General features: G+C 64.0%; 27 protein-coding genes. 10 read left to right on the plus strand and 17 right to left on the minus strand.

The features are described from left to right. The first annotated feature begins 28 nt into the window (after window positions 1–28). From HMPREF3114_RS09030 to HMPREF3114_RS09065, 8 genes are all read left to right on the plus strand, one after another. The gene (locus tag HMPREF3114_RS09030) at window positions 29–1,471 is read left to right on the plus strand and encodes a UbiA family prenyltransferase (protein WP_080375068.1); all 1,443 of its coding nucleotides are present in this window, start codon (window positions 29–31) and stop codon (window positions 1,469–1,471) included. Continuing rightward, window positions 1,471–2,775, plus strand: coding sequence for an FAD-binding oxidoreductase (locus HMPREF3114_RS09035; RefSeq protein ID WP_053497887.1), 1,305 nt, complete (start codon window positions 1,471–1,473; stop codon window positions 2,773–2,775). The genes HMPREF3114_RS09030 and HMPREF3114_RS09035 overlap by 1 nt, the downstream gene beginning before the upstream one ends. Window positions 2,776–2,777: 2 nt before the next feature. Then, window positions 2,778–3,515, plus strand: a complete 738-nt coding sequence (locus tag HMPREF3114_RS09040; RefSeq protein WP_053497888.1) for an SDR family oxidoreductase — start codon at window positions 2,778–2,780, stop codon at window positions 3,513–3,515. A gap of 8 nt (window positions 3,516–3,523) precedes the next feature. After that, entirely contained in the window at window positions 3,524–4,471 is a 948-nt protein-coding gene (locus HMPREF3114_RS09045) for an NAD-dependent epimerase/dehydratase family protein (RefSeq protein ID WP_176746377.1), read from the plus strand. Window positions 4,472–4,473: 2 nt separating this feature from the next. Beyond that, window positions 4,474–5,760 carry an NAD(P)/FAD-dependent oxidoreductase gene (locus tag HMPREF3114_RS09050; protein WP_053497890.1) on the plus strand — a complete coding sequence of 429 codons (1,287 nt, stop codon included), beginning with the start codon at window positions 4,474–4,476 and terminating at the stop codon, window positions 5,758–5,760. Continuing rightward, window positions 5,757–6,149, plus strand: coding sequence for a GtrA family protein (locus HMPREF3114_RS09055; protein WP_053497892.1), 393 nt, complete (start codon window positions 5,757–5,759; stop codon window positions 6,147–6,149). Before HMPREF3114_RS09050 ends, HMPREF3114_RS09055 begins: the two co-directional genes overlap by 4 nt. A gap of 87 nt (window positions 6,150–6,236) precedes the next feature. Next, on the plus strand, window positions 6,237–7,583 hold the full coding sequence (locus tag HMPREF3114_RS09060) for a phosphohexomutase domain-containing protein (RefSeq protein WP_053497893.1): 1,347 nt from the start codon (window positions 6,237–6,239) through the stop codon (window positions 7,581–7,583). Between the two features lie 11 nt (window positions 7,584–7,594). Beyond that, window positions 7,595–8,998: a mannose-1-phosphate guanylyltransferase/mannose-6-phosphate isomerase gene (locus HMPREF3114_RS09065; protein WP_070489628.1), complete on the plus strand. Its 1,404-nt coding sequence runs from the start codon at window positions 7,595–7,597 to the stop codon at window positions 8,996–8,998. 103 nt (window positions 8,999–9,101) lie between these two features. Here HMPREF3114_RS09065 and rfbD read toward each other — a convergent pair whose 3' ends face one another. The 4 genes from rfbD to rfbB are packed head-to-tail and all read right to left on the minus strand — an operon-like array spanning window position 9,102 to window position 12,503. Further along, window positions 9,102–9,995 (minus strand): dTDP-4-dehydrorhamnose reductase, encoded by an 894-nt coding sequence (rfbD, locus tag HMPREF3114_RS09070; protein WP_053497897.1) that lies wholly within the window; start codon window positions 9,993–9,995, stop codon window positions 9,102–9,104. Beyond that, window positions 9,992–10,549, minus strand: coding sequence for a dTDP-4-dehydrorhamnose 3,5-epimerase (rfbC, locus tag HMPREF3114_RS09075; protein ID WP_053497899.1), 558 nt, complete (start codon window positions 10,547–10,549; stop codon window positions 9,992–9,994). The genes rfbD and rfbC overlap by 4 nt, the downstream gene beginning before the upstream one ends. After that, a complete protein-coding gene (gene rfbA, locus HMPREF3114_RS09080; RefSeq protein ID WP_053497901.1) occupies window positions 10,546–11,433 on the minus strand; it encodes a glucose-1-phosphate thymidylyltransferase RfbA in 888 nt (295 codons plus the stop codon). Before rfbA ends, rfbC begins: the two co-directional genes overlap by 4 nt. 14 nt (window positions 11,434–11,447) lie before the next feature. Further along, window positions 11,448–12,503 carry a dTDP-glucose 4,6-dehydratase gene (rfbB, locus tag HMPREF3114_RS09085; RefSeq protein WP_053497903.1) on the minus strand — a complete coding sequence of 352 codons (1,056 nt, stop codon included), beginning with the start codon at window positions 12,501–12,503 and terminating at the stop codon, window positions 11,448–11,450. A 263-nt stretch (window positions 12,504–12,766) separates the two neighbouring features. On the opposite strand from rfbB, the gene HMPREF3114_RS09090 reads away from it, so the two are divergent. Next, window positions 12,767–13,513, plus strand: a complete 747-nt coding sequence (locus HMPREF3114_RS09090) for an electron transfer flavoprotein subunit beta/FixA family protein (RefSeq protein ID WP_053497905.1) — start codon at window positions 12,767–12,769, stop codon at window positions 13,511–13,513. Then, complete coding sequence (locus tag HMPREF3114_RS09095; RefSeq protein ID WP_053497907.1) at window positions 13,513–14,454, plus strand: electron transfer flavoprotein subunit alpha/FixB family protein; 942 nt, start codon at window positions 13,513–13,515, stop codon at window positions 14,452–14,454. Before HMPREF3114_RS09090 ends, HMPREF3114_RS09095 begins: the two co-directional genes overlap by 1 nt. A gap of 25 nt (window positions 14,455–14,479) precedes the next feature. On the opposite strand, the gene HMPREF3114_RS09100 is transcribed toward HMPREF3114_RS09095, so the two are convergent. From HMPREF3114_RS09100 to HMPREF3114_RS09160, 13 genes are all read right to left on the minus strand, one after another. Next, entirely contained in the window at window positions 14,480–15,145 is a 666-nt protein-coding gene (locus HMPREF3114_RS09100; RefSeq protein WP_053497909.1) for a PglD-related sugar-binding protein, read from the minus strand. Window positions 15,146–15,177: 32 nt separating this feature from the next. Continuing rightward, on the minus strand, window positions 15,178–16,386 hold the full coding sequence (locus HMPREF3114_RS09105) for an acyl-CoA reductase (protein WP_070489630.1): 1,209 nt from the start codon (window positions 16,384–16,386) through the stop codon (window positions 15,178–15,180). Window positions 16,387–16,395: 9 nt separating this feature from the next. Further along, window positions 16,396–17,532 carry a LuxE/PaaK family acyltransferase gene (locus tag HMPREF3114_RS09110; RefSeq protein ID WP_080375069.1) on the minus strand — a complete coding sequence of 379 codons (1,137 nt, stop codon included), beginning with the start codon at window positions 17,530–17,532 and terminating at the stop codon, window positions 16,396–16,398. Continuing rightward, window positions 17,477–18,868 carry an AMP-binding protein gene (locus HMPREF3114_RS09115; RefSeq protein ID WP_053497913.1) on the minus strand — a complete coding sequence of 464 codons (1,392 nt, stop codon included), beginning with the start codon at window positions 18,866–18,868 and terminating at the stop codon, window positions 17,477–17,479. Before HMPREF3114_RS09115 ends, HMPREF3114_RS09110 begins: the two co-directional genes overlap by 56 nt. Further along, window positions 18,868–19,620, minus strand: a complete 753-nt coding sequence (locus HMPREF3114_RS09120) for an SDR family NAD(P)-dependent oxidoreductase (protein ID WP_053497915.1) — start codon at window positions 19,618–19,620, stop codon at window positions 18,868–18,870. The genes HMPREF3114_RS09115 and HMPREF3114_RS09120 overlap by 1 nt, the downstream gene beginning before the upstream one ends. 1 nt (window position 19,621) lies before the next feature. Continuing rightward, the gene (locus HMPREF3114_RS09125; RefSeq protein ID WP_043398768.1) at window positions 19,622–19,864 is read right to left on the minus strand and encodes an acyl carrier protein; all 243 of its coding nucleotides are present in this window, start codon (window positions 19,862–19,864) and stop codon (window positions 19,622–19,624) included. A gap of 5 nt (window positions 19,865–19,869) precedes the next feature. After that, window positions 19,870–20,826, minus strand: coding sequence for a glycosyltransferase family 2 protein (locus HMPREF3114_RS09130; protein WP_053497917.1), 957 nt, complete (start codon window positions 20,824–20,826; stop codon window positions 19,870–19,872). Further along, the gene (locus tag HMPREF3114_RS09135; protein ID WP_070489632.1) at window positions 20,823–21,953 is read right to left on the minus strand and encodes a DegT/DnrJ/EryC1/StrS family aminotransferase; all 1,131 of its coding nucleotides are present in this window, start codon (window positions 21,951–21,953) and stop codon (window positions 20,823–20,825) included. Before HMPREF3114_RS09135 ends, HMPREF3114_RS09130 begins: the two co-directional genes overlap by 4 nt. Before the next feature lie 4 nt (window positions 21,954–21,957). After that, entirely contained in the window at window positions 21,958–22,374 is a 417-nt protein-coding gene (locus HMPREF3114_RS09140; protein ID WP_080375070.1) for a GtrA family protein, read from the minus strand. A 90-nt stretch (window positions 22,375–22,464) separates the two neighbouring features. Further along, window positions 22,465–24,357 (minus strand): hypothetical protein, encoded by a 1,893-nt coding sequence (locus HMPREF3114_RS09145; protein ID WP_053497923.1) that lies wholly within the window; start codon window positions 24,355–24,357, stop codon window positions 22,465–22,467. Between the two features lie 227 nt (window positions 24,358–24,584). Next, complete coding sequence (locus HMPREF3114_RS09150) at window positions 24,585–25,382, minus strand: methyltransferase domain-containing protein (RefSeq protein ID WP_176746375.1); 798 nt, start codon at window positions 25,380–25,382, stop codon at window positions 24,585–24,587. Between the two features lie 165 nt (window positions 25,383–25,547). Further along, a complete protein-coding gene (locus tag HMPREF3114_RS09155; protein ID WP_176746376.1) occupies window positions 25,548–26,123 on the minus strand; it encodes a D-glycero-alpha-D-manno-heptose-1,7-bisphosphate 7-phosphatase in 576 nt (191 codons plus the stop codon). Between the two features lie 17 nt (window positions 26,124–26,140). Next, on the minus strand, window positions 26,141–26,833 hold the full coding sequence (locus HMPREF3114_RS09160; RefSeq protein WP_053497929.1) for a sugar phosphate nucleotidyltransferase: 693 nt from the start codon (window positions 26,831–26,833) through the stop codon (window positions 26,141–26,143).

A 26,833-nucleotide genomic window follows, 5' to 3' on the forward strand; every position in this document is an offset into this window, starting at 1 on the left:
CTGGATGACTGAACCGCCTGATTGCCCGATGCCTTGTCAACGCGCCCCTGATGAAAGCGTCGCCCGTCCACGCGCCCTGTGCGTGGACCTGGATGGCACGCTGCTGGACACGGACCTTCTGTATGAATCGCTGCTGGTGCTGTTGGCGCGGAATCCGCTGTACCTGTTCCTGCTGCCGTTCTGGCTGCTGCAGGGCAAGGCCGCACTGAAGCGGCAGATCGCTGCACGCGCCACCATCGATCCATGCCACCTGCCGTACAACCCAAAGGTACTGCAACTGTTGCGCGACACGCCGCAGCGCCCTCGGGTGCTGTGCACCGCCTCGGACCAGCTGCTGGTTGCGCCGATCGCCGCACATCTGGGGCTGTTTGAACAGATCATCGCCAGCGATGGCCAGCACAACCTGTCCGGCACACGCAAGGCACAGGCCTTGGTGGATGCGTTTGGCGAGCGCGGTTTCGACTACGCCGGCAATGGCACGGTCGACCTGGCGGTCTGGGCCCGTGCCGCAGGCGCCTGGGTGGTCAACAACGGCAGCGCACTGGCGGGCGCCGCAGCGCAACGCACGCAGGTACTGGGGCACTGGCCTGCACCGTCCAGGCCGCAGGCGTGGTTGAAGGCACTGCGTCCGCACCAGTGGCTGAAGAACCTGCTGGTGTTCGTTCCGCTGTTGACCGCCCACCGCTTCCTGGAAGCACCGGCAGTGGCCGATGCGCTGCTGGCCTTTGCGGCCTTCAGCCTGTGCGCCTCCGGCGTCTATGTACTCAACGACCTGCTCGACCTTGATGCAGATCGCCGCCATCCGCGCAAGCGCCATCGCCCTTTTGCTGCCGGCCGCTTGCCGCTGCTGCACGGCCTGGTTGCGGGCCCGCTGCTGACGCTGTGCGGGCTGGCCGTAGCACTTGCCTGCGGCCCGGCATTCGCCGCAGTGCTGGCAGGCTACTACGTGCTGACCGTCGCCTATTCGCTGCGCCTGAAGCGCATCGTCATGCTCGACGTGGTGCTGCTGGCCAGCCTCTACACCCTGCGCATCATCGGCGGCACGGTGGCCATCGGGGCAGAACTGTCGTTCTGGCTGCTGGCCTTCAGCATGTTCATTTTCCTCTCGCTGGCCCTGCTCAAGCGCTATACCGAACTGCACGCGGTGCTGGCACGTGGCAAGACCCGCGCCAACGGCCGTGGCTACGGCGTGGAAGACCTGCCGCTGCTGCAGTCGCTGGGCGCTGCCGCCGGCTACTGCGCCGTGCTGGTGATGGCGTTGTACATCAACAGCCCTGACAGTGTGGAGCTGTACCGCAACCCGAAGCTACTGTGGTTCATCTGCCCGATCCTGCTGTACTGGGTCAGCCGCGCCTGGGTGATCGCCCATCGCGGCAACATGCACGATGACCCGATCGTGTTCGCTGCTACGGACCGGGCCAGCCAGGTGGTGGCCGTGCTGTGCGCCGGGTTTGCCCTGGTGGCGATCTGATGCGGGTCGGCGCGCATTCCTGGGGGCGGTATCCGCGCGCGCCACAGTCGCTGGTCAGGGTGCATGATCGGCTCGCCACGCTGCCAACCTTCGAGGGCACTGCGTTGCCGCATGGTAACGGACGCAGCTATGGCGACAGCTGCCAGAATCCGGGGGCCACCCTGCTCGACTGCCGCGGTCTGGACCGCTTCATCGCCTTTGACCCGGCCAGCGGACGGCTGCACTGCGAAGCTGGCGTCACCCTGGGTGAGATCATCGCGCTCGTTCTGCCGCAGGGCTGGTTCCTGCCGGTTACCCCAGGCACGCGTCACGTCACCGTGGGCGGTGCGATCGGCAATGATGTGCATGGCAAGAATCATCATCTGGCCGGCAGTTTCGGTCACCACGTGCTGTCCTTCGAGCTGCTGCGCAGCGACGGCGAACGCCGCGCGTGCCGTCCTGGCGATGACGACGGCTGGTTTGAAGCCACCCTGGGTGGGCTCGGCCTGACCGGGCTGATCACGCATGCCGAGCTGCAGCTGCGCCGCGTGCCGGGCAGCAGCCTGGAGGTGGAGAACATCCGGTTCTCCGGCCTGGCCGACTTCTTCGCGCTGTCGCAGGACAGCAGCGAAAGCCACGAGTACAGCGTGGCCTGGATCGACTGCCTGGCGCGTGGCCGCGCCCTCGGCCGTGGGCATTTCACCCGTGCCAACCATGCCGCGCAGCCGGCCGACGAACGTCCAGCCACGCCCCGGCGGCAGTGGTCGATGCCGCTGATACCACCGATATCACTGGTCAACCGGCTCACTCTGCGCCCGTTCAATACGCTCTATTACTGGCGCCAGCCGGCGCAACGCCGGCGCCACGTCTCACACCTGTTGCCCTTTTTCTATCCGCTTGATGGCATCAGCCAGTGGAACCGGATGTATGGTCCGGCTGGCTTCGTGCAGTACCAGTGCGTGCTGCCACCGCACGCGGCCGCGGATGGAGTTCCCGCCCTGCTGCAGGAAATCGCCCGCAGTGGCCAGGGTTCGTTCCTGGCGGTGCTCAAGCAGTTCGGCACGCGGCCGCCCCTTGGCATGTTGTCCTTTCCGCGCCCGGGTACCACCCTGGCCCTGGACTTCCCCAATACCGGCGAGGCACTGTGGGCCCTGCTGCGGCGCCTGGACCAGATCGTCGATGCCGCCGGCGGTGCCCAGTACCCGGCCAAGGATGCGCGGATGACTGCCGCCTCGTTCCAGCAGGCGTACCCGCGCTGGCAGGACTTCAGCCGATTCATCGATCCACGTTTCTCGTCCGGCTTCTGGCGCCGGGTCACGGAGTAAGCATGCAGAACGTCCTCATCGTCGGCGCCACGTCCGCGATTGCCGAAGCCGTTGCCCGGCGCTATGCCGCACGCGGCGCGAGGCTGTTCCTGGTTGGGCGCCGCGCCGACAGGCTGGCCGCCATCGCCGACGACCTGCGCGTGCGTGGTGCACGCGCCACGCACACTTATTCGATGGACATCAACGATCTGGCCGCTCACGCCGAGCTGCTGGCGCAGGCCTGGCAGGCGCTGGGACGGGTGGATGTGGTGCTGGTTGCACATGGCACGCTGCCCGACCAGGCAGCCTGCGAAGCCTCGGTGGAGACCTGCATGACCGAGTTCGCCACCAATGGCACCTCCACCCTGGCCCTGCTGGAGCCTGTTGCCAATCGCCTGGCTGACGCTGGCAGCGGTGCGCTGGCGGTGATCACTTCGGTGGCCGGTGACCGCGGCCGCCAGAGCAACTACGTCTACGGCGCCGCCAAGGCTGCGGTCAGCACCTACCTTAGTGGCCTGCGCCAACGCCTGGCGAAGCAGGGCGTGGCGGTGGTCGACATCCGTCCGGGGTTCGTCGACACGCCGATGACGGCCCACCTGCGCAAGGGCCCATTGTGGGCAACGCCGGACCAGGTCGCGCGCCGCATCGTCGCCGGCATCGGCCGCGGCACCCCGGTGCTGTATGCCCCGGGCTTCTGGCGATTGATCATGACGGTGATCCGCCTGCTACCGCAGACCCTCTTCAACAGGATCTCGCTGTGAGCGCTGCAATGGGCTCCGAGCTGGAGCAGAAGATCATCATTCCCGGTGGTGCCGGCCTGGTCGGCCAGAACCTGGTCGCCATCCTCAGGCGCCAGGGCTACCGCCGGCTGGTGGTGATCGACAAGCACGCCGCCAATCTCGAGGTGCTGGGACGCATGCATCCAGACGTGGTGACCGAACACGCCGACCTGGCAGAGCCGGGCGCCTGGGAGCGCCATTTCGCCGGTGCCGACGCCGTGGTGATGCTGCAGGCGCAGATCGGCGGCACCGATCCTCTGCCATTCGTGCGCAACAACATTACGGCCACCGACCTCATCCTGGATGCCATCGAGCGCCACGCCGTCCCCTACACGGTGCACGTCAGCTCCTCGGTGGTCTGTTCGGTGGCCGATGACGACTACACCCGCACCAAGCGTGAGCAGGAGCAACGGGTCGCCGCGCGCGGCATTCCATCGGTCATCCTGCGCCCGACCCTGATGTTCGGCTGGTTCGACCGCAAGCACCTGGGATGGCTGTCGCGCTTCATGCGCAGGGTTCCGGTATTCCCGATTCCCGGCGATGGTCGCTACATGCGCCAGCCACTATATGCCGGCGATTTCGCCACCATCATCGCCAGCTGCCTGCGCTCGCGCATTGCTGATCAGCGCTACAACATCACCGGCCTGGAGAAGGTCGATTACATCGACATCATCCGCCAGATCAAGCGCAGCACGCGTGCCCGCACCCTGCTGCTGCACATCCCCTACCGCCTGTTCCACCTGCTGCTGAGGACCTGGGCGCTGTTCGACCGCGACCCACCGTTCACCGCGGCGCAGCTGCAGGCGCTGGTGGCCCATGATGAGTTCGAAGTCATCGACTGGCCTTCGATCTTCAATGTACGGCCGACGCCCTTCGCGCAGGCCATCGACGCCACCTTCAACGACCCCGAGTACGGCGACATCGCCCTGGAGTTCTGATCATGAGCGAGCGTATCGCCGTTCTCGGCGCCGGCCCGATGGGCCTTGCCGTGGCCTACCAGCTGGCCCGCGACGGCCATCAGCCCGTGGTATTCGAAGCCGATGACCGCGTTGGCGGAATGACCGCGAGCTTCGACTTCGGCGGCATGCCGATCGAACGCTACTACCATTTCCATTGCACCTCCGATCACGATTTCCTGACTGTGCTCGACGAGCTGGGGCTGGGCGAACGCATGCGCTGGACCGAGACCCGCATGGGCTACTGGTTCGGCAAGCGCCTGCAGCCATGGGGCAATCCGATTGCCCTGCTGCGCTTCAGGGGCCTGGGGATGATGGCGAAGATCCGTTACGGCCTGCATGCTTTCCTGTGCACGCGTCGCAACGACTGGCGCCCGCTGGACCACGTTGAAGCCTCCTCCTGGATCCGCCGCTGGGTTGGCGCCGAAGCCTACGAAACGCTGTGGCGCCGGTTGTTCGACTACAAGTTCTACGACTATGCCGGCAACCTGTCCGCGGCCTGGATCTGGAGCCGGATCCGGCGCATCGGGCGCTCCCGTTACAGCCTGATGCGCGAAAAGCTCGGGTATCTGGAAGGCGGTTCATCCACCCTGCTCGATGCCCTGCATGCGGACATCCAGCGCCATGGTGGCGAGGTGCGGCTGTCCAGCCCGGTGCAACGCATCGTGATCGAGGAAGGCCGCGTGCGCGGCGTCCAGGTCGGCGGCGAGCACCTGGCCTTCGACAAGGTCATTTCCACGGTTCCGCTGCCGTTCGTGCCACGCCTGGCGCCGGACCTGCCGGCGTCCATCCTGGCGAAGTTCCGCGCCTTGAACAACATTGCGGTGGTCTGCGTGATCGCCAAGCTGCGCAGGCCGGTCTCGGCCAACTTCTGGGTCAATACCAACGACCCGGACATGGACATCCCCGGCATCGTCGAGTACACCAACCTGCGCCCGATGGATGCCCATATCGTCTACGTGCCGTTCTACATGCCCGGCGAGCACGAGCGTTATGGCGACAGCGACGACGTGTTCGCCGACAAGGTCCGCCGCTACCTGTGCATGATCAATCCGCAGTTGGGCGCGGATGACTTCATCGACGTGCGGGTCAGCCGCTACCGCCACGCGCAGCCGATCTGCGAGCCGGGCTTCCTGGACCGGCTGCCGCCGCGCCGGCTGCCGGTGGAAGGACTGTGGGTGGCCGATACCTCGCACTACTACCCCGAAGACCGTGGCATCTCCGAGAGCATCGGCTTCGGACGCGCCATGGCCCGCGAGGCGGTGGCGTGACCCTGTCCCGCCCGTTTCTGCTGTTCCTGCTGGCCGGCGGCATCGCTGCGCTGGCCAACATCCTGTCGCGCATGCTGTACAGCCACTGGATGCCGTTCACCCCGGCGATCATCGCCGCCTACATCACCGGCATGGTTACCGCCTTCGTGCTGACCCGCTGGTTGGTGTTTTCCGGCAGTACCCGCCCCCTGCACCACTCGGCGTTCTACTTCGTGCTGGTCAACCTGTTCGCGGTGGCCCAGACCTGGCTGGTTTCCACCGTCCTGGCCTACCACCTGCTGCCATGGCTGGGCGTGGACCTGCTGCGCCTGGAAATCGCCCACGTGGTAGGTGTGGCGGTGCCGGTGGTGTCCAGCTACTTCGGCCACAAGTACCTGTCGTTCCGATGACTGCTCCCGGGGCGTCGTTTCCGGAAAACGGTTCCCACACATCCGTGGCCGTAAACTACGGCGCTGACCTCATCCAGGATCCGATCAATGCCCCTGCCCGCCTTCAAGGCCTATGACATCCGCGGCCGCGTGCCGGAAGAACTGAACGAAGATCTGGCCCGCCGCATCGGCGTGGCGCTGGCGGCGCAGCTTGCGCCGGGCCCGGTGGTACTGGGTCATGATGTGCGCCTGACCAGCCCCGCGCTGCAGGATGCATTGGCCGCAGGCCTGCGCGGTACCGGGCGCGAGGTGATCGACATCGGACTGTGCGGCACGGAAGAAGTCTATTTCCAGACCGACCATCTGGGCGCGGCCGGCGGCGTGATGGTCACCGCCAGCCACAACCCGATGGACTACAACGGCATGAAGCTGGTCAAGGAGAACGCGCGGCCGATCAGCTCCGATACCGGCCTGTTCGCGATTTCCGATGCGGTCGCCGCCGACACGTCCGAGGCGCAACCGCCGCGTGCCGCGCAGAGCGCGCGGCACGACAAGAGCGCGTATATCCAGCATCTGCTGAGCTATGTCGATGCTGGCAAGCTGCGCCCTCTGAAGCTGGTGGTCAACGCCGGCAACGGCGGCGCCGGTGCCATCGTCGACCTGCTGGCACCGCACCTGCCGTTCGAATTCATCCGCATCTGCCACGAACCGGACGGCAGCTTCCCCAACGGCATTCCCAACCCGCTGCTGCCGGAGAACCGCGCCGCCACTGCCGACGCGGTGCGCGAACACGGCGCCGATTTCGGCATTGCCTGGGATGGTGACTTCGACCGTTGCTTCTTCTTCGACCACACCGGCCGCTTCATCGAGGGCTACTATCTGGTCGGCCTGCTGGCCAAGGCAATCCTGGCGCGCAACCCCGGCGGCAAGGTCGTGCACGACCCGCGCCTGGTCTGGAACACCGTGGACATGGTCGAACAGGCCGGCGGCGTACCGGTGCAGTGCAAGAGCGGCCACGCCTTCATCAAGGAAAAGATGCGCGCCGAAGACGCGGTGTACGGCGGCGAGATGAGCGCCCACCACTATTTCCGCGAGTTCGCCTATGCCGACTCGGGCATGATCCCGTGGCTGTTGATCGCCCAGCTGGTTTCCGAAAGCGGGCGCTCGCTGGCCGACTGGGTCGAAGACCGCATGGCTGCCTATCCGTGCAGTGGCGAGATCAACTTCAAGGTGGCCGATGCCAAGGCCGCCGTCACGCGCGTGATGGAGCATTTCGCGGCGCAGTCGCCCACGCTGGACCACACCGATGGCATCAGTGCCGACTTCGGCGACTGGCGCTTCAACCTGCGCAGCTCCAACACCGAGCCGCTGCTGCGCCTGAATGTTGAAGCCCGGGGCGATGCCGCGCTGATGCAGGCGCGCACCGACGACATCTCCCGCCTGATCCAGCAGTAACCGAGGAACGCATGAGCAGCATCCAGCCCGTCATCCTGTCCGGTGGATCCGGTACCCGCCTGTGGCCGCTTTCGCGCGAGGCGTATCCGAAGCAGTTCCTGCCCTTGGCGGGCGAACTGACGATGCTGCAGGCCACCTGGAAGCGCGTGGCGCCGATCGCCGCGCGCGGACCGCTGGTGATCGCCAACGAAGAGCATCGCTTCGTCGCCGCCGAGCAGCTGCAGCAGGTTGGGGCCGAGCCGGCCGCGATCATCCTGGAGCCGATCGGTCGCAACACGGCCCCTGCGATCGCAGTGGCCGCGCTGGAAGCCACCCGCGACGGTGCCGACGCCCTGCTGCTGGTGCTGCCGTCCGACCACGTGATCACCAACGAGACCGCATTTCGCAGCGCCGTGCAGGCGGCGGCCGGCGCTGCCGAGGCCGGCAAGCTGGTCACCTTCGGCATCGTGCCGACCGGACCGGAAACCGGCTACGGCTACATCAAGGCCGCCGATGGCCAGGGCCTGCGTGCGGTCGAGCGCTTCGTCGAGAAGCCCGACCTGGACACCGCGACCGGCTACGTCAGCAGCGGCCAGTATTATTGGAACAGTGGCATGTTCCTGTTCAAGGCCTCGCGCTACCTGCAGGAGCTGGAACGCTTCCAGCCCGCGATGCTGGCTGGCAGCCGCCAGGCCTGGCAGCAGGCCCGCCGCGACGCCGACTTCACCCGCCTGGACAAGGACGCCTTCACTGCCGTTCCGTCCGATTCGATCGACTACGCGGTGATGGAGAAGACCGCCGATGCGGTGGTGATTCCACTGGATGCGGGCTGGAACGATGTCGGTTCGTGGACTGCGCTGCGCGATGTCTCGCAGCAGGACGGCGACGGCAATGCCCACCAGGGCGACGTGATCGCCATCGACTGCCGCAATACCTATGCCTACGGCCAGCGCCTGGTGGCCATGGTCGGCCTCGATGACGTGATCGTGGTCGAGACCGACGATGCCGTACTGGTCGGCAAAGCCGACCGCATGCAGGAGGTCAAGACCGTGGTGGCACAGCTGAAGGCCAAGGGCCGCAGCGAGGCCACCTGGCATCGCAAGGTCTATCGCCCGTGGGGCGCCTACGATTCGATCGACAACGGCGAGCGCTTCCAGGTCAAGCGCATCACGGTCAAGCCCGGTGGCACGCTCAGCCTGCAGATGCACCACCATCGCGCCGAGCACTGGATCGTGGTCAGCGGCACCGCCGAGGTGACCCGTGGCGATGAAGTGATCCTGCTCAGCGAGAACCAGAGCACCTACATTCCGCTGGGCGTGACCCACCGCCTGCGCAACCCGGGCAAGCTGCCGCTGGAACTGATCGAAGTGCAGTCCGGCAGCTACCTCGGCGAGGATGACATCGTGCGCTTCGAGGATACCTACGGGCGCAGTTGAGGTTTGCCCGGGGTCGGATCCCGTTGCTGCGCAGCGGGCTCTGACCCGTTCCTGATCGGCCCGGCCGCGCGGCATCGCCGGGCATGGCCCGGCGCTACGGCCATCAGGCCAGCTCCGCCATCACCCGCTTCAGGCCGTCCTGCCAGGTTGGCAGCACGATGCCGAAATCCTGCTGCAGCTTGCGGTTGTCCAGCACCGACCAGGCTGGACGCTTGGCCGGGGTCGGATACTCGGAGCTGGGAATCGCCTCGACCGTCGGCACCTTGGCCAACACGCCGGTAGCCAACGCTTCGGCGAAGATCGCCTCGGCAAAACCATGCCAGCTGGTCTGGCCGCTGGCGGTCAGGTGCCAGGTCCCGGACAGCTGCCCGGGATGCTGCAACGCCTGCAGGCTGACATCGGCGATCAGCGCGGCAGGCGTCGGCGTGCCGACCTGGTCGGCCACCACCCGCAACGCATCGCGCTCGGCCCCGACGCGCAGCATGGTGCGCAGGAAATTCGCGCCGTGCGAGGCATACACCCACGCCGTGCGGAAAATCAGATGGCGGCCACCGGCCGCACGCACCGCGTCCTCGCCATCGCGCTTGCTGGTGCCATACACGCCCAGCGGTGCGGTCGGCTCGTCCTCGCGATAGGGCGCGCTGCCCTGGCCATCGAACACGTAGTCGGTCGAATAGTGTACGAACGGCACGCCGTGGGCCGCGCACCAGCGCGCGATTGCGCCCGGCGCCTGCGCGTTGGCAGCGAAGGCCGCATCAGCGTCCTGCTCTGCGCGGTCAACGGCGGTGTAGGCGGCCGCATTGACCACCAGCGACGGCTGCACGCGATCCAGCAGTGCCGGCAGGCTGTCGGGCTGGCCGAAGTCGGCCGTTTCGCATGCACTGCCGTCCGGCAGCTGGCCGCTGCGGGTAGTCGCGACCACCTTGCCCAGCGGCACCAGCGCGCGCAGCAGCTCCTGGCCGACCTGGCCGTTGCCACCGAACACCAGCACGGTCATGGCACGTAGACCGGCAGGCGGTCTTCAGCAATGTCCTTCAGGAATGGCGCGTTCTCGTCTTTCGCCGACAAGGTCGGTGCACTGATCGGCCAGTCAATTGCGATGTCGGCATCGTTCCAGCGGATGCCGGCGTCGGCTTCCTTTACGTAGACATCCGTGCACAGGTAGCTGAACAGTGCGCGCTCGGACAGCACAGCGAATCCATGGGCGAAGCCTTCCGGAATCCAGAACTGCTTCCTGTTTTCAGCACTCAGTACCACCGCCTCCCAACGACCGAAGGTAGGCGAGCCGCGGCGGATGTCGACGGCGACGTCGTAGACCTCGCCTTCCAGCACGCTGACCAGCTTGCCCTGCGGCCGCGGCCACTGGAAATGCAGGCCACGCAGCACGCCCTTGGCCGACGTTGAGACATTGCTCTGCACGAAGCGATCAGGCAAACCCAGTGCGGCAAAGCGCTCGGCATTCCAGGTCTCGAAGAAGAACCCGCGCTCGTCACCGAATACCGCCGGTTCGATCACCCGGCACCCCGGCAGTGAAGTCTCGATCACCTTCACGGAACGACTCCGCGCTGCGCGAGCGTATGCAGGTACTGGCCATAGCCATTCTTGATCAGCGGCGCAGCCAGTGCTTCGAGCTGCTCGGCGTTGATCCAGCCCTTGCCGAACGCGATTTCCTCGGGACAGCAGACCTGCAGGCCCTGGCGGGTCTGGATGGTCTCGATGAAGTTGGATGCTTCCAGCAGCGACTGGTGGGTACCGGTATCCAGCCACGCATAGCCACGGCCGAGCGCCTCCAGGTGCAGGTTGCCTTCGGCCAGGTAGCGCTTGTTGAGATCAGTGATCTCCAGTTCGCCACGCGGCGACGGCTTCAGTTCGGCTGCGTAATCGCTGGCGTTGCCGTCATAGAAGTACAGACCGGTCACCGCATAATTGGAGCGCGGCTTTTCCGGTTTCTCGACCAGGTCGATCACCTTGCCGCTCTGGTCGAACTCGGCCACGCCGTAACGTTCCGGATCATTGACCCAGTAGCCGAACACGGTCGAGCCATCCACGCGTTCGTCGGCGCGCTTGAGCACTTCGCGCAGGCCGTGGCCGTGGAAGATGTTGTCGCCCAGCACCAAGCAGCTCGGCTTGCCGGCGACGAAGTCGCGGCCGATCAGGTAGGCCTGGGCCAGGCCGTCCGGACTCGGCTGCACCGCGTACTGGATGTCCATACCCCACTGCGAGCCGTCGCCCAGCAGCTGCTGGAACAGCGCCTGCTCGTGCGGGGTGTTGATGATCAGAACTTCGCGGATGCCCGCCAGCATCAGCACGCTGAGCGGATAGTAGATCATCGGCTTGTCGTACACCGGCAGCAGCTGCTTGCTGACGCCCTTGGTGATCGGATACAGCCGGGTGCCGGAGCCGCCGGCGAGGATGATGCCTTTACGCTGCGTCATGTCGTCTCCAGGGTTCAGGCCGCAGTGCCGATGCGCTGCAGACGGTAGCTGCCGTCCAGCACGCCGTTGACCCAGTCCTGGTTGTCCAGGTACCAGTCGACGGTAAAGGCGATGCCCTGCTCGAAGGTGTAGGCCGGTTCCCAGCCCAGATCGTTCTTCAGCTTGGACGCATCGATCGCATAGCGGCGATCATGGCCGGGGCGGTCGGTGACATAGGTGATCTGGCTGCTGCGCGGCTGGCCATCCGCGCGCGGGCGGCGCTGGTCCAGCAGGGCGCAGATCGCCTGCACCACTTCGATGTTCTGCTTTTCCGAATTGCCGCCGACGTTGTAGGTCTCGCCGACCTTGCCCTTGGCCAGCACGGTGCGGATCGCCTCACAGTGGTCGGAAACGAACAGCCAGTCGCGCACCTGCTTGCCATCGCCGTACACCGGCAGCGGCTCGCCGGCCAGCGCCTTGGCGATCACCAGCGGGATCAGCTTCTCCGGGAAGTGATACGGGCCGTAGTTGTTGGAGCAGTTGGTGGTCAGCACCGGCAGCCCGTAGGTGTGGTGGAACGCACGCACCAGGTGGTCCGAAGCGGCCTTCGACGCCGAGTACGGCGAATTCGGGGCATACGGGGTGGTTTCGCTGAACTTGCCGGTCTCGCCCAAGGTGCCGTAAACCTCGTCGGTGGACACGTGCAGGAAGCGGAAGGCCGCTCCCTGTTCGGCCGGCAGCGCCTTCCAGTAGTCACGGACCGCTTCCAGCAGGCCCAGGGTGCCCACCACGTTGGTCTGGATGAAAGCGCCCGGGCCGTCGATGGAACGGTCCACGTGGCTCTCAGCGGCGAAATTCAGTACGGCGTCGGGCTGGTGTTCGGCCAGCAGGCGGGTGACCAGGGCGCTGTCGCCGATGTCACCCTGCACGAACACGTGGTTCGGGTTGCCGTCCAGGCTGGACAGGGTCTTCAGATTGCCGGCATAGGTCAGGGCGTCGAGATTGACGACCTTGATGCCACGGGCGACCGCTTCGAGAACAAAGTTACCGCCAATGAATCCGGCACCGCCGGTGACAAGCCATGTGGGCACTACCTGTTCTCCTGATCGAAATTCATCCAAGGGGTGCCATGAAGCACCCCAGCACAGCAGCACAGGATACATGTGGTTCGTCTTCACGACTGCCTGCGTGACGTGAACGACGCACTGGATTCACGCGAGCCATGCCGCAGCGCAGCATAACCATACGCATTCGCATGGTCGTCCCAAGCCAGCTAGAATCGGGATCCCACCCCCGAACCGGTTGCTGTGCGAGGACCGGACTTTCTCTCCGTTATTGAAGGACCCCGTACCAGATGAAAATCCTCGTCGCGTACAAGCGCGTGGTGGACTACAACGTCCGCATTCAGGTCAAGCCGGACGGTTCCGGCGTGGTCACCGACGGCGTCAAGCTGTCCCCCAACCCCTTCGACGAAATCGCCCTGGAAGAAGCCCTGCGCCTGCGCGACAAGGGCATCGCCAGCGAAGTCGTGGTCGCCACCATTGCTCCGGCCGATGCCCAGGCGCACCTGCGCAACGGCCTGGCCATGGGCGCCAACCGCGCCATCCATGTGGTCACCGACCAGGCCATCCAGCCGCTGACCGCCGCACGGACCCTGCTCAAGCTGATCGAGAAGGAACAGCCGGACCTGGTGATCCTGGGCAAGCAGGCCATCGACGACGACGCCAACCAGACCGGCCAGATGCTGGCCATGCTGTGGGGCCGCCCGCAGGCGACCTTCGCCAGCAAGCTGGACATTGCCGACGGCAAGGCCACGGTGACCCGCGAAGTCGACGCCGGCCTGGAAACGCTGGAAGTCGATCTGCCGGCGGTGGTCACCACCGACCTGCGCCTGAACGAGCCGCGCTTCATCAAGCTGCCGGACATCATGAAGGCCAAGGCCAAGCCGCTGGAGACCCTGCAGCTGGCCGACCTCGGCGTTGAAGCCGCCGATACCTTCAAGACCACCCAATACGCTGCACCGTCCAAGCGCAGCAAGGGTGTGATGGTCAAGGACGCGGCCGAACTGGTGGCCGCACTCAAGCAGAAGGGGCTGCTGTAATGAGCAAGATTCTCGTCATCGCCGAACACCACGACGGCAAGCTCAACGCCGCCACCGCCAAAACCGTCAGCGCTGCTGCCGCCATCAGCGGTGCCAGCATCGACGTGCTGGTGCTGGCCGCCGACCCGGCCGCCGTTGCCGCCGAGGCCGCGAAGATCAGTGGCGTCGCCAAGGTCCTGACCGTGGCCAACGCCGCCAACGCGCAGGCCATCGCCCAAGTGCTGGCGCCGCAGATCGCGCAGCTGGCCAAGGGTTACACTCACGTGTTCGGCCCGTCGACCACCTTCGGCAAGGACCTGATGCCGTGCGTGGCCGCGCTGCTGGGCGTCAACCAGGTCTCCGACCTGATGACCGTTGAAGGCAGCCATACCTTCAAGCGCCCGATCTACGCCGGCAACGCGATCATCACCGTGGAAGTCCCGGCCGACCAGATCGTGGTCGCCACCGTGCGTGCCGCGTCGTGGCCGGAAGCCGCCCAGGGCGGTAGCGCCGTCGTCGAAGCGGCCAGCGTCGATGCTGCCCTGCCGACCCACACCCGCTTCGTCGGCCTCGCCGCGGGTGCCAGCGACCGCCCTGACCTGCAGAGCGCCAAGCGCGTGGTCTCCGGCGGCCGTGGTGTCGGTTCGGAAGAGAACTTCAAGGTCATCTTCCAGCTGGCTGACAAGCTCGGTGCCGCCGTCGGTGCCTCGCGCGCTGCGGTCGATGCCGGCTACGTGCCCAGCGACCTGCAGGTCGGCCAGACCGGCAAGATCATCGCGCCGGAACTGTACGTGGCCGTGGGTATCAGCGGTGCCATCCAGCACCTGACCGGCATCAAGGATGCAGGCACGATCGTGGCGATCAACAAGGATCCGGATTCGCCGATCTTTGAGATTGCCGATATTGGTCTGGTGGGGGATCTGTTTGCGATCCTGCCGGAGCTGGAAGCTGCGCTGGCTTGATCCGCTCCGATCGTGCTCCGGATCGTCAGGTCCGGAGCGCGATCACCTGGTAGGTTCCGCGCGCGGAGACCATCTGGCGATCACCTGCACTTGCGCGCACACCTGTATGGCTGTCGACAATGCACCCGACTCCCAAACGGGTCCTGGGATAGATCGTCGCGCGGGTGCCCAGGAAGCAATCGTCGCCGATCGACGCATCGCCATTGAGCGCAGCGTAGGGAGAAAGGATGCTGAACTCCCCGACATGGGCACCGTGGCCCACACTGCAGTGCACGTTCACCGCCGCTCCCCGGCCCAGCACCGCATTGCGGTTGATCACGCTGAAGGGACACACCAGTACACCATCGCCGAACTGCGCATTCGGAGAGATCACCGTGTTGGCCGACACGAACGGGGGAGCGTACACCCCCATCTCCCAGAGACGTGACAGGATGAGTCGACGTCCCTTCACCGAGCCAACCGCAACGACCACAGCCTCGCGTTCTACGGGCCGATAGTCGCCGATTGCCCCAAGGTGGGTCGAACCAAGCTGGGCAGGAATCGGATTATCTGCACCGTCATCGATGAATCCGGAGATCGTCGGCCCGCCACCGCGGGCGTCTGCGCTGAGGTAATCGAAGACTTCCATGCCGAAGCCACCGGCCCCGGCAATCACCACCGAATCGATGGCACGATCATTAATCAATGGCATCCGTCTTCTCCGTTTTGAACGTACAACTTCGATCAGGCAACCGTGATTTCGCGCGTGAACACGGTCATCAGATCGAAACCGTCCCAGACACTGCTGAAATCAAGCGCACTTCCCACCGGAACAAAGCGGTCAACACCGGCCAACGGCATCTGCTGCACGAAGGACCGCAGCTGATCCGATGGCATACCGAGGTAGGAAACCGTTTGAACCTTGCGGGAAAGCAGTGGACGAAGCGCATCCAGATGCGCAATACGAGACTCGAAGAAGAGCCCCGCACCGCAGTGTGCATCGGCATGCAATGCCGGAACCTCAAGCCAAAGGCGCGCAACATCGTTGCCGCTTGCCGCCGGAATGCTGACATCGGCCTCGATGGAAAGCACATCCTGCGCGATTCGCTTGTTCACATAGTCGACGTCGCCGAAGGAAACACCCTTTTCTCGCACCTTCTGTTCCAGTGCGGGCCAGAAGCCGTCCCGTGCCTGATCCACCTGCTCCGGGCTTCCGATCCAGAGAATCAGCCGCGGCGACGAACAGGCCATCTGATCGAACCAGTAGGCATCGTTGAAGAACCCATCGATCCAGCGCGCCTTCTGCTCGGGCGAGGCGAATATCCAGCCGGCCGCATCGAAGAGACCGAGCGAGAACTTGTTTGCAAATGCAATCTCGGTCGCAGTCGGTGGCAAGGGCACCTGACGGATCGCTGCAACTGTCGCATCGCCGCCCCAGATAACACGGGTATCGCAGTGAGCGGACAACAATGCAGTGGTGCGGGCGTCAGCTGCGTAGCGCACTACCAGGCTGCGCCTGGCAATCTCGGCATGCTCGGGACGCGCGCTCACCCGGCCGATTGCAGCAACCAGCAGGTCGGTCTGCACTGATGCCTTCGTCGACAACCTGACGATGTTGCGGTTGCCACACAAGAGCGAAATGAACCACGAGTAGACAAAGATCGTGTCCACGTTGGAAGGCGCGAAATGCAGAACCGTTCCGCGTGCCACTGACAGATGGCCGTCGTGACGGCGACCATGAGCTTCCTTCAGCCGCACGATGCTCGAGCGCCGCATCCAGAATGCCAGCGCGCTCAGCTCGGGATAACTCCGTGCCTCGGGCATGCGGAACAGCTCTGCGGACAGAGCATCGACGAATGCCACCGAGGGCTCGGCGAACGCGGCAAGGGGGGGGGCCTCGGCTAGGACGTCCAGGTCAGGGGCCGTTGCGATAAGGGACTCGTAATTACTCATGGGCGTGCATCAAAGGGGGGCGGTTGCTGCATCGGCAGCATGGGTATCGCTGCAACCACGCAGTTCCGCGCGCGCCACCCGGCCATGCACGCGGAACGTGCGGCCCAAGCGGCCACACGGACAATCGTCCACGCCGGTCCACTCGCCGATGTCCTCGGTCAGCAGGCTATGGCCCGGATAACTGGTAGGCAACACCGACAGCACCTGGATAATGCCCGGCATGTTCGCCGGCAGTGGCTCCCACGTGCTCGGTGCACGGATCCTCACATCAGCAAAGGCAGGACAGTGCAGCCGGCCGTGCTCGCACTCGACGAAGATCGAACCAACCTGTTCGACCATGCCGTAGAAATTGTGCACAGCGCCGATATTGAAACCCTCGGCCAGTGACCGCTTGAACTCTTCATTGCTTACCGCCTCATCCTGCAGTTTTTTCCAGCCACCACTGTGGATGAGTACGGCATCACTGAACCGCGGCACATCACTGCGCCCCTTCAACGCCTGGACAAAGTACTTCCAGACCATGAAGGTGAAGCCGAACAGGAACACGCGCTGGCCAGCATGCCGCTCCAGGAACGCATTCACTGCCTCGAGATTGATCGACATATCGTCGTTCAACGCATAGGTATGGTCACGCCCAAAGTTGGACAGGCCAAGAATGCCAGCGCCACGCGCGGAAAAATTGGCGCGGTCCTTCACCACACCGGGATGATCGATGATCAGCATCGGCAAGCGGGCCTTGCCGAGGAACTGTTGCATGATCAGCACCAACGCACGCGTCTGCGCAGCCGCCGTATCGCGATCAAGGATGATTCTGGAGACGGTCTGCGACGTCGTGCCCGACGAGGTGAGGACCTTGAAGCGCTGATCGGCCGGTGTCGAGCTGAGCTCGAACTCCTTGAACAGGCGTACGGGCAGGAAAGGAACCTGGTCGACGCTTTGTTCCGAGCCAGGCGCATGCCCGTGGGCCTGCAGGACGCGCGCATAGGGCGCGCAGTGCTCGGCATGATGCACGGTCAAGCTGCTCAGCAGCTGCTTGAGCAGGACTTCCTTCTCGGCAGCCCCGATGCCATAGACAGGCAGGTCGAAGTAATCACGTTGCACGGGCTGCCCCTTGGCCTGCCTCAGCCTGTTGAAGGAGATCTGCATACAGAATCTTGCCCGACGAGGACAGCGGAATGGCGTCGACCGGCAGCACCCTCACCGCGATTGGATTCAGCTTGTAGCGCGCTGCGATGTCCTGCCTCAGACGCTCGCAGGCATCATCCTCGGGCCGGACAAGGATCGCGACAACAAGGTCGTCGCGTCCGGTCATGACCACATCCCAGCCATCGGCTCGTAGCGTGGACTCCATCTCGTCCAGGCCGAAGCGGTTGCCGAATACCTTGATCATCCGCTTCAAGCGGCCAACCACGTAGTAGTACCCGTCGTCGTCAAAACGCGCCAGGTCACCCGTACTTAGCACACCCTGCTGGATGTCGCCCAACGCCAGATCGCCAGGACCCTCGGCGTACCCCAGCATCACGTTCGCGCCGCGATAGCGCAGCTCACCCACCTCGCCGGCCCGCTCGATGACCCGCCCCTGCTCGTCCACCAACGATAGCATTCCGCCTGGAATGGCAACACCAACCGACCCGATCTTGCTGGCCAACACGTCATGGGGGACATAGGCAATCCGGGCTGTGGCCTCGGTCTGACCGTACATCACGAAGAAGCGCTGGCCGCGCTGCTCGGCCAAGTTGTGGAACCACTCGATGGTCGACTCGGCCAAGCGGCCTCCCGCCTGCGTCAGGGTCTGCAGTGAAGGCAGCGACATGCGCTCGAAGCGGAACTGCTTCAGCATCTCGTAGTGGGTCGGAACACCGGAGAGACTCGTCGCTTCGTGCTGCCGGAAAAAGTCCCAGAATGACCTGGAAACCACGGATTCGGCAGTCAGCAGCAACGTCGCACCGGCCAGCAGGTGACTGTTGATCACCGACAGACCGTAGGAGTAATGCATGGGCAACGAGGTGATTGCCCGCTGCGCGCTGTCGATCCCCAGGTAATCCTGGATCGACTGGGCGTTGGCCTGTAGGTTTCCTGCAGAAAGACGCACCAGCTTTGACGATCCCGTGCTACCCGATGTCGGCAGCAGGACTGCCAGTTCAGCAGAAACGGCGGCCGCGCGCCTGCCAGTTGCATGCCACTGGCCATCAGGACGGCGCACGTGGCTGATGCTGTAATGATCAATGACCTGCTCGCGCAGTGTGTCGTTCAACGAGGCATCCAGCAGCAGTACGGGCTGCCCTGCACGCAGCGCGCCCAGATAGGCCAGCAGGTTGTCCAGCGTATTGGCGCATTCGAGGGCGATGACGCCCCAGGCCGGATCGACAGCAGCCCACGCAGCGTCCGCGCGCGCGGCCAGTTCGCGGTATGCCAGTGACTCTCCGCCGGGAAGGATCACGGCAATCTGGTCGCCGTGCTGCTCCAGTACACGGGCGAACATCAGATCAGCATCCCGCCGTCGACCCCGATCACCTGACCGGTCACGTAGGACGCCAGATCCGATCCGAGGAAGACTGCCACGTTGGCCACTTCTGCCGGCGCACCCACCCGGTCCATGGCGATGGACGCAACGCGTTCGGCATATTTCTCCGAACCGATGGAGCGCGCCATGTCCGTGTCGATGAATCCTGGCGCGATCGCATTGACGCGGATGTTGTTCGGCGCGAGCTCCTTGGAGAGCGACAGGGTGATGCCGACCACGGCCGCTTTGCTGCCACCGTAGACCGCCTGGCCAACGTTGCCGTTCACGCCGATGATGGATGCAAGATTGATGATCGAGCCACCACCGTTGCGTGCCATCAGTCGGCTCGCATACTGAGCACAGTACAGGACGCCATAGGTGTTGACCGAGAATACCTGCTGGATCTGCTCGGGCGTGACCATGCCGATAAGGGCATCCTGCAGGACGCCCGCGTTCGAAACGAGCACGTCCAGCCGCCGGTGCTGCTTGAACACGGACTGGAAAGCATCACGCACGGAAACCGGATCGGTCACGTCAAGCGGAACCGCCTCCAGCCGTGCCTCAGGCATGCTCGTGCGCACGCTGTCGAGCAGCGGCTGCAGAGCGGCGGTGTCCCTGGCAGTCGCCACAACGTGTGCGCCCTGCTGCAGGTAGGCACGAACCGTTGCCTCTCCGATGCCGCGGGACGCCCCCGTGATAAGGGCAACCTTTCCTTCCAGCAAACCGGCCATATCAGAACTCGACGCCGTGCTTCGCCAGGATTTCCTTGGCCTTGGCGACCGAGCTCATATCGATGATGTCATCAGTGTCGAACATGACATCGAACTCATTCTCAAGCTGCGAAACCAGCAGCATGTGGGCAATCGAATCCCATTCCGGAATGCTGTTGTAAAGCAGGCCATCGACCACGCGGGAAGCGTCGATGTTCAGGGCGGCCGAATAGACCGATACCAGTCGCTCGTCGTTATTACTCATCAGTGTTACTCCACCTCATTCTTGGAAATGGCAGCCTTTTCAGCTGTATCTTCTCGGACGATGTACATCGGCTTGGCACGGATCTCGTCGAGAATCCGCCACAGGTATTCGCCGATGACACCCAGCATCAACATGATCATGCCGCCCACCACCAGGATCGCCACCATGATCGGCGCCCAGCCCGAGAACGGCGTCAGGTCGAACAGGCGCGAAACCGCGATCACGACGGCATAGCAAAGCCCCAGCATGGCCAGCACGGTGCCGGACAAGGACATGAGACGGATCGGAAGATAGGAACCGTCGATGATGAAATCGAAGGCCAGTTTCAGCTTCTTGCTGAAGTTGTACTGCGACTTGCCGATCTCGCGCTTGCGCCGCACGTACGGAATGTAGGCGGTCGGGAAGCCGGCCCAGAGCACGTCACCCTGGAAGAAACGATGGCGCCCCTTCATGCTCATGAAGAGCGTCAGCGCACGGCGGCTCATCAGGGTGAAATCGAACCCGCCCGCCGGCATGTTCGGGTTGGACATGCGCAGGATGCCGTAGACAATGCGGGAAAACATCGAGGAAGTGAAGTTGTCCTCACGGTCCGCACGATGCGCGATGACCACTTCATTGCCCTGTTCCCACTTGCGGATCATCTCGGCGGTCAACTCGACCGGATCCTGCATGTCTGCGGACATGTTGATGACCGCGTCGCCGCTGGCGGCGTCGAAGCCGGCCAACGTAGCCGACAGCTGGCCGAAGTTGCGGGTGAAGGAGATCGATCGCACGCGCGGATCCTGCGCACTGACACGCAGCATCTCTGCATGGGAGCCATCCTTGGAGCCATCATTCACGAACACGATCTCGTAGTCGTGTTCGGGCAGGCTGGTGGCGAACAGGTCGCGGATCGCAGCCCAGGTCAGCTCGATTGAACCTTCATTGTGATAGACCGGAATGACGTAGCTGATCGTGCTCACTGGACGACTCCGGCGGTCTCGGTGGAAATCGCCCGTGCGAGCGAATCGACCACGGTGCCGATCTCCTCGTCAGTGATACCGGCGAAGAACGGCAGACCGAGGATGCGGTCGCCGATGGCAGCGGTAACACCCAGCGAGTCCGAGCGGTCGAAATGGGCCAGCACGCCATGCGCGTGCAACGGCGGGCAGTACCACCGCCGGGTATCGATACCCTGCTCGCGCAATGCGTCACCGATGGCCAGCGCGTCGACACCGTCAGGCAGGAGCACCGGAAGCAGCGGATAGATACCATCGGGATCCTTTTCTTGCAGCCCCACGCTCGGGCAGGCCTGCTGCAGCTTGCGCAGGTAGCGGGCATGCAGCTCGCGCCGCTGCTCGACAATGTCGGGCCACTCGTCCAGTGCCGCCAACCCGACTGCAGCGTGATACTCACTGAGCTTGCCGTTGGTCCCCAGTCCGATCAGCTCGCCACGGGCGGCGTCGATGCCGAAGTTGGCCAACTGACGGATGCGCCGGATGCGCTCGGCATTGAACGACACGATCAATCCGCCCTCACCGCTGCCGATGGATTTCGTCGCGTGGAAGCTGAACACAACGTCCGTCGTGCGGCCGATCGGCTGGTTCCCGAAGGCACCTGCCGCGTCGATCAGCACCGGGATACCGGTCTTTGCGCTGAAGTCATCCCAGGCGGTGACATCGTGCTGCTTGCCGAATGTACTGACCGGCATCACCAGGTCGAAGATCTCACCCCGCGCCAGCGCCTCCTCGGCAATGGCCGGAGTCAGGCACCAGCCGGAAGGGTCGATGTCGCTGAACAGCGGGGTCGCCCCCACCCTGACAATCGCAGTGACCGTGGCGACGAAGGTGAGCGAGGGCAACAGGACCCGCGCGCCTGCACGCAAGGCAAGTGCCTGGATGGCCAGCTCGAGGCCGACGGTGCAGTTGGAGACCGTCGTCAGATGGGCCGGTTCAAGCCCCTGGCCGAGTTCGGTCGCCAGGCGCTGCTCGAACTCGGCGTTCAAAGGGCCGTAATTGGTGTAAATCCGATTCTGGTCAATCTTTCGGAGATACGGATACACCTTGTCCGCAGACGGCATCCTCGGAATCAACAACGGAATACGACGCATCGGGTCACCGGGAAAAAGAGAAATACTTGTGAGCAAAATAGCTCGCGACAGTCGAAACCATCACGAACACTCCCTGGACGACGCGCGGGTCACCTTCAGAGAGCCTTATGCAGATCGGCAGTGCTACCACATTGATTGCGAATATCGTGGAGTTGGCCAGCAGGAACCGGCCGAACTCGCGTACCCAGGGCGCCCGTGAACGGAACACGAACACCCGCTGATTGACGAAGGCTATGGGAAGTGCGACCAGATAGGCGGCGACAAGAATGGCGACCGGGCCTGCCCAGGGATCCATGAGTGCGAACGTCAGAAGGAAGCAGGCATAGCCGATCACGGTATTGCCCGCGCCCACGATCAAGAATCGCAACTTCTCGGATTTGAGGAGGCGAACAATCTTCTCCTGCTCCACTTTCCACACCACCTATGCTCCCAAGCCTCGGATCGGTTGTCGCGCCCCCAAGGCGCAGGGCATTGGCTTTGTAATCTTAACATAGCCCCCTTAGGGAGCTGATCAAGGATTGGCCACTCCGATGTTGCGCAGCAGCACCCTACCCGAGTGGTCGTCGGGCAGCGTCGCATAGACATAGGCATGGGTCGCGCCGCTGGGGGCAACGGCCAGCAGGGGATAGGACCGGGGCACCAGTCCCACATCCACCACTTCGATCTGGGTCGAAATGAACCCGCCGTCCGCGCCATGCCAATTGATCTGCAGGCGCATCCTGCCGGGCTGCCCATCGGCAGACTGGGCGGTGTACAGGACAATGTGGCGATCAAGTTCCTCAGCAGCCTGCCGACGGGTCACTTCCGACAGTCCGCGGAGCTCCAATCCCTCGCTGCTTACCCGTTCATCCGGAATACCCATCCATTCCGGCCACTCCTTGCCCTCACCCAGCTGATGGGTAGGAGCTGGCAACGCCGCAGGATCCATCAGACGCTTGGCCTGTTCAGCGGATATCACGCTGAATCCCGGACGACCGCGCAGATTGGGCTCACCCACCACAAGGCCATAGCTGAATTCCTTGACATTACCCTTGCTGAATTCGGCACGCGGATAGAGGCAATGCCCCTTCGGCAGGTTAAGGCGGCAATAGACCTTGCCATCTTCACCGAGCACCCAGCTGATGTCCGGCTCGGGCCCAGCTACGACCACACCGTCTCCATCCTGGCGCAGGGTACTCAGCGAATCGCTGATGGATACGGCCAGACGCGCGCCGGTGATGCTGGCAATCGACCACATACTGCCGAAGAACAGGTAGAACAACTGGGTGACAGCCAGTACCGACAGGATGACGATCTGTGCCCGGTGCCGATAGCCGGCAAAGACAAACAGCAGCAGGAACGCCATGGCCGGGTACATCCAGCGGGCCTCCTGCCGCGCTGAACCGGGCAGGCTCGCAATCGCAACCAGGCCGACAATCGCGGCCAGGAAGGCCAGCATCGGCATGAAGTAGGTCGTCGAACGCCACTGCGGGCGCAGCCACGGCAGGCACCAGGCCAACAGGGAGACTGAGGCCAGCGGCACAAAGAGATACATGTAGCGGGGCGCCGCATGGTTGAACATGCCAACGAAGTACTGTGGGCCGTGATTGCCACCCAGGAAAAGGTTGACCAGGTAGGTGGCCGCCACTTTCGCCGTGTCCAACGATACGCTGACAGTCTGTCCAGAGGTACCCATCGCCACCGGCTGGTTGGACAGCACTTTCACGGCAACGATGTACAGGCCGAGCGGAGCAACAGCAGTGACCAGGGCGAATACCAGAGGCCGGGCGCCGACGGACCTACGCATGGGCCACCAGCGCAGCACCGCCACGCCGGACAAGCCCAGCAGTGCCAATGCGTAGCGCTCATGGGTGAACACCGCCAGGATGAAGAGCAGCAGCGCCAGTGCCAGGCAGGAAGCGCGCTGGCGCTGCAGGAACACCAGACCGGGCATGGACACGGCAACACCGGCCAGCAGGAACAGGAGACTGAGCGCCTCGACCGTTCCCGAAACGTAGTCGAAGTACAGCATGATGTTGAAACGACACGCCACCATCATCGCCGCAGCCAACAGGGCAGCGCTTCGGCGAGCATTGAAATGCACCCGCGCGATCCCGTAGACCAGCGCGGCACATCCTGCCAACGCCGCACAATTGACCAGCATGGTCATCCAGCGCGGAAGATCCTGGGAGACGATGACCGCCCAGATGAAGTTCATGACGATGCGTGGCTTGTAGCTGTTCAGCCCGGTGAAAACCCCCATCAGGGTGTTGCCGCTGTGCTCTCCGAAGTTGAAGGAGAACATCTCGTCGCCGAAGTAATAGGGATGATAGAAGTAGATGGACAGCGCGAACGTCATCGCTGCGATGGCCGCCAGGTCCACCAGGCGCACCACCGTCTTTACAGCCAGGATCTTGTTAAACATCGACACACTGCTCCATTGATTCAAACCGCCGCAAGGCCTCGCTTCCTGTACGCCGCGACCACGCGGCCCACGATCCGGCAGGATCCGTGGGTAACAGCAGGCACGTACATGGCCATTCCGCCGCGATGCCATCAGCAGCCGGACCGAGATAGTAACAGTGCGACACACTGTGGGTCGCGCGCTCCGGGGCTGACCTCGAGGTAGCACCGCAGAAGGGGCCGGACGGACTAGATGTAAGCCCGAGCGCTCTCCCGGGCCAGGATGTGCATGACCGTCCCCATGTCCTCATCAGTCAAAAGATCGACGTTGGCCTGCGGCGCCGACCAGATGCGATCAGCCAGCGGAACCTGCTGGCGTGGGTCGTCGGAAAGGACTTCGACTACGAAAGCCCAGCTCTTGCCCTGCAGCGGGAGCACGCGGAAACCCAGAGGCTCGAACAGTCGGCGCGCAGCGCTTTCCGACCAGCAGGTGATATGCCCCCTGTGGAACGGATCAAGGTAGCCTGGATCCTCGGTCCGTACATACTCAGTCAATCCGGTATTGAACAGAAACAGCCCACCCGGAGCCGCGACCTTGCGTAGGGAGCTCGCCAACGACCTCGCCATCGACGGGGTCAGATGTTCAACGACTTCCACGCAGATACCACATTCGAACGTCATCCCAATGTCGGCCAGATCGCCGCACCTGTAATTCGCGTGGCTAGAGCGGTACGCCGGCTCGGGTGGAAACTTCTCTACGCCGTAGAAGCAATGCGAACTCTTCGGCAGGTAGCGCTGCACCGCATCGAGCAGAAAACCCGGTCCCGTGCCGATATCGATGAAGCGCTGGACGGGAATGGAGCAGTAGAGCAACGCCTCCCCCAACCTTGCCAACGACGACCCGAAAGACCGGTCACGTGCCGACTGCAATTCGGAGCGCCAGTAGTCCTCGTCGTATTCCCGGGGAGATTCGCCAGCATCGATCGATGCTATCAGCGCCGGGTCGGCGAATATGAAATCGCAGATGCCACATTCAAGATACTGCACGCCATCAACCACCCTGAAGGCAGTGGCCGGCTCATTGCACAGCAGACAGTTACCCGTCGACGACACAGATCTGAAGCGCGCCACAGCCCTCTCCCGGAAGGATGGAGAAGGCATCCTAGCAGCACAGGACTGCTACGGCATCCAGCGGACTTTGTGGATAACCGGCTACAGTTGACGCTGCACCGCAGCGAGATCAGGCACCATGATGGCCTGCTGCGGCGCAGCACCCTTGCCGATGTCGCCTGCGATCAGGAGCAGCTTTCCTATGCCAGCAGCCGCCCCCGCCTGCATATCCGAGATCTTGTCGCCAACGAATACCGCCTGCGCCGGGTCAATCGAAAACTCCTCGATCGCCTTCAGCAACATGCCCGGTTGGGGCTTTCGGCACAGGCATTCAATCTTGAATTCACCCTGGCCGGCCTGCGGATGATGCGGGCAGAACCACGTGCCCAGCAGCGGCGCGCCGGCCTGCAGCAACTGCTCGTGCTGCCAGTGCGTGTAGTCGGTGAAGTCATTGACGCTGTAGAAGCCACGTGCGATGCCGGCCTGGTTGGTCACCACCACAACCTGGTAGCCCAAACGCGCAGCATAGGCCAACAGCGGCAGGATACCGGCGACCCACTCGGTGCGCTCCGCGGTATGCACATAGCCGTGGTTGACGTTGATCACACCGTCCCGATCGAGGAACAGCACTGGCGTGCCAGGCCGCCGTGCGATCGGCCCGGCAACGAAGCCCGGCACGTTTGGCAGCACCGTCATCAGGCTGCTCCAAACAGCGTCTGTGCGCGATGGAAATCCTCCGGCACGCCGATGTCGATGAACGCGGCAGTCTCCACCAGCGCACCAACCTGCCCAGCGGCTACAGCCGGCTCCAGCACCTGCTTCTCGAACGAGAAAGCAGCTTCGCCGGGCAGGCTGGCCAGCGCATGCGCGCTGAGGAAGTAGCTGCCGGCATTGATCAGGCCGGCACCACCCGGGCGTTTCTCATGGAAGCGCAGCACCCTGCCCTGCTCGACATCCACCGTGCCATAACGCGAGACATCGTCCACCCGCGCAAGCGCGATCGACATCGGCAAGCCCTGTGCAGCCGCTTCCAGCGCACCCGGCGCGTACTCGAGGTAAGTGTCGCCGTTGCAGACGTGCAGCCCATCACCTTGCGCCAGCCGTGCCGCGGCGGCGATCGCGCCGCCGGTGCCAAGCGGGGTCTCCTCGCGAGAGTACACCACGTCCATACCCGCCCAACGGGCGCCGATGGTCTGCTCCACCACATCACCGAGATAGCCGGTCGCCAGGATCGCACGACGCATGCCGGCGGCCGCGTAGCGGTCCAGCAGGTAGGCCAGGAACGGGCGCCCGGCCACAGGGGCCAACGGCTTGGGCAGGTCGGGCACTTCACTGCGCAGCCGGGTGCCGAAGCCGCCGGCCAGGATCAGGATCTCGTCGGCAGCCAT

It is taken from the genome of Stenotrophomonas sp. HMSC10F07, assembly GCF_001807895.1.
GTDB lineage: Bacteria > Pseudomonadota > Gammaproteobacteria > Xanthomonadales > Xanthomonadaceae > Stenotrophomonas > Stenotrophomonas sepilia.

What these genes read in the sequence shown, in the direction of transcription:
- HMPREF3114_RS09045 (WP_176746377.1), top strand. Translation starts at nt 3,524, where the DNA reads ATGGGCTCCGAGCTGGAGCAGAAGATCATCATTCCCGGTGGTGCCGGC.
- HMPREF3114_RS09050 (WP_053497890.1), top strand. Translation starts at nt 4,474, where the DNA reads ATGAGCGAGCGTATCGCCGTTCTCGGCGCCGGCCCGATGGGCCTTGCC.
- HMPREF3114_RS09060 (WP_053497893.1), top strand. Translation starts at nt 6,237, where the DNA reads ATGCCCCTGCCCGCCTTCAAGGCCTATGACATCCGCGGCCGCGTGCCG.
- HMPREF3114_RS09100 (WP_053497909.1), bottom strand. Translation starts at nt 15,145, where the DNA reads ATGCCATTGATTAATGATCGTGCCATCGATTCGGTGGTGATTGCCGGG.
- HMPREF3114_RS09125 (WP_043398768.1), bottom strand. Translation starts at nt 19,864, where the DNA reads ATGAGTAATAACGACGAGCGACTGGTATCGGTCTATTCGGCCGCCCTG.
- HMPREF3114_RS09095 (WP_053497907.1), top strand. Translation starts at nt 13,513, where the DNA reads ATGAGCAAGATTCTCGTCATCGCCGAACACCACGACGGCAAGCTCAAC.
- rfbA (WP_053497901.1), bottom strand. Translation starts at nt 11,433, where the DNA reads ATGACGCAGCGTAAAGGCATCATCCTCGCCGGCGGCTCCGGCACCCGG.
- HMPREF3114_RS09120 (WP_053497915.1), bottom strand. Translation starts at nt 19,620, where the DNA reads ATGGCCGGTTTGCTGGAAGGAAAGGTTGCCCTTATCACGGGGGCGTCC.
- HMPREF3114_RS09145 (WP_053497923.1), bottom strand. Translation starts at nt 24,357, where the DNA reads ATGTTTAACAAGATCCTGGCTGTAAAGACGGTGGTGCGCCTGGTGGAC.
- HMPREF3114_RS09040 (WP_053497888.1), top strand. Translation starts at nt 2,778, where the DNA reads ATGCAGAACGTCCTCATCGTCGGCGCCACGTCCGCGATTGCCGAAGCC.
- rfbD (WP_053497897.1), bottom strand. Translation starts at nt 9,995, where the DNA reads ATGACCGTGCTGGTGTTCGGTGGCAACGGCCAGGTCGGCCAGGAGCTG.
- HMPREF3114_RS09110 (WP_080375069.1), bottom strand. Translation starts at nt 17,532, where the DNA reads ATGCAGATCTCCTTCAACAGGCTGAGGCAGGCCAAGGGGCAGCCCGTG.
- HMPREF3114_RS09135 (WP_070489632.1), bottom strand. Translation starts at nt 21,953, where the DNA reads ATGCGTCGTATTCCGTTGTTGATTCCGAGGATGCCGTCTGCGGACAAG.
- HMPREF3114_RS09090 (WP_053497905.1), top strand. Translation starts at nt 12,767, where the DNA reads ATGAAAATCCTCGTCGCGTACAAGCGCGTGGTGGACTACAACGTCCGC.
- HMPREF3114_RS09030 (WP_080375068.1), top strand. Translation starts at nt 29, where the DNA reads ATGCCTTGTCAACGCGCCCCTGATGAAAGCGTCGCCCGTCCACGCGCC.
- HMPREF3114_RS09105 (WP_070489630.1), bottom strand. Translation starts at nt 16,386, where the DNA reads ATGAGTAATTACGAGTCCCTTATCGCAACGGCCCCTGACCTGGACGTC.
- HMPREF3114_RS09035 (WP_053497887.1), top strand. Translation starts at nt 1,471, where the DNA reads ATGCGGGTCGGCGCGCATTCCTGGGGGCGGTATCCGCGCGCGCCACAG.
- HMPREF3114_RS09115 (WP_053497913.1), bottom strand. Translation starts at nt 18,868, where the DNA reads ATGTTCGCCCGTGTACTGGAGCAGCACGGCGACCAGATTGCCGTGATC.
- HMPREF3114_RS09160 (WP_053497929.1), bottom strand. Translation starts at nt 26,833, where the DNA reads ATGGCTGCCGACGAGATCCTGATCCTGGCCGGCGGCTTCGGCACCCGG.
- HMPREF3114_RS09065 (WP_070489628.1), top strand. Translation starts at nt 7,595, where the DNA reads ATGAGCAGCATCCAGCCCGTCATCCTGTCCGGTGGATCCGGTACCCGC.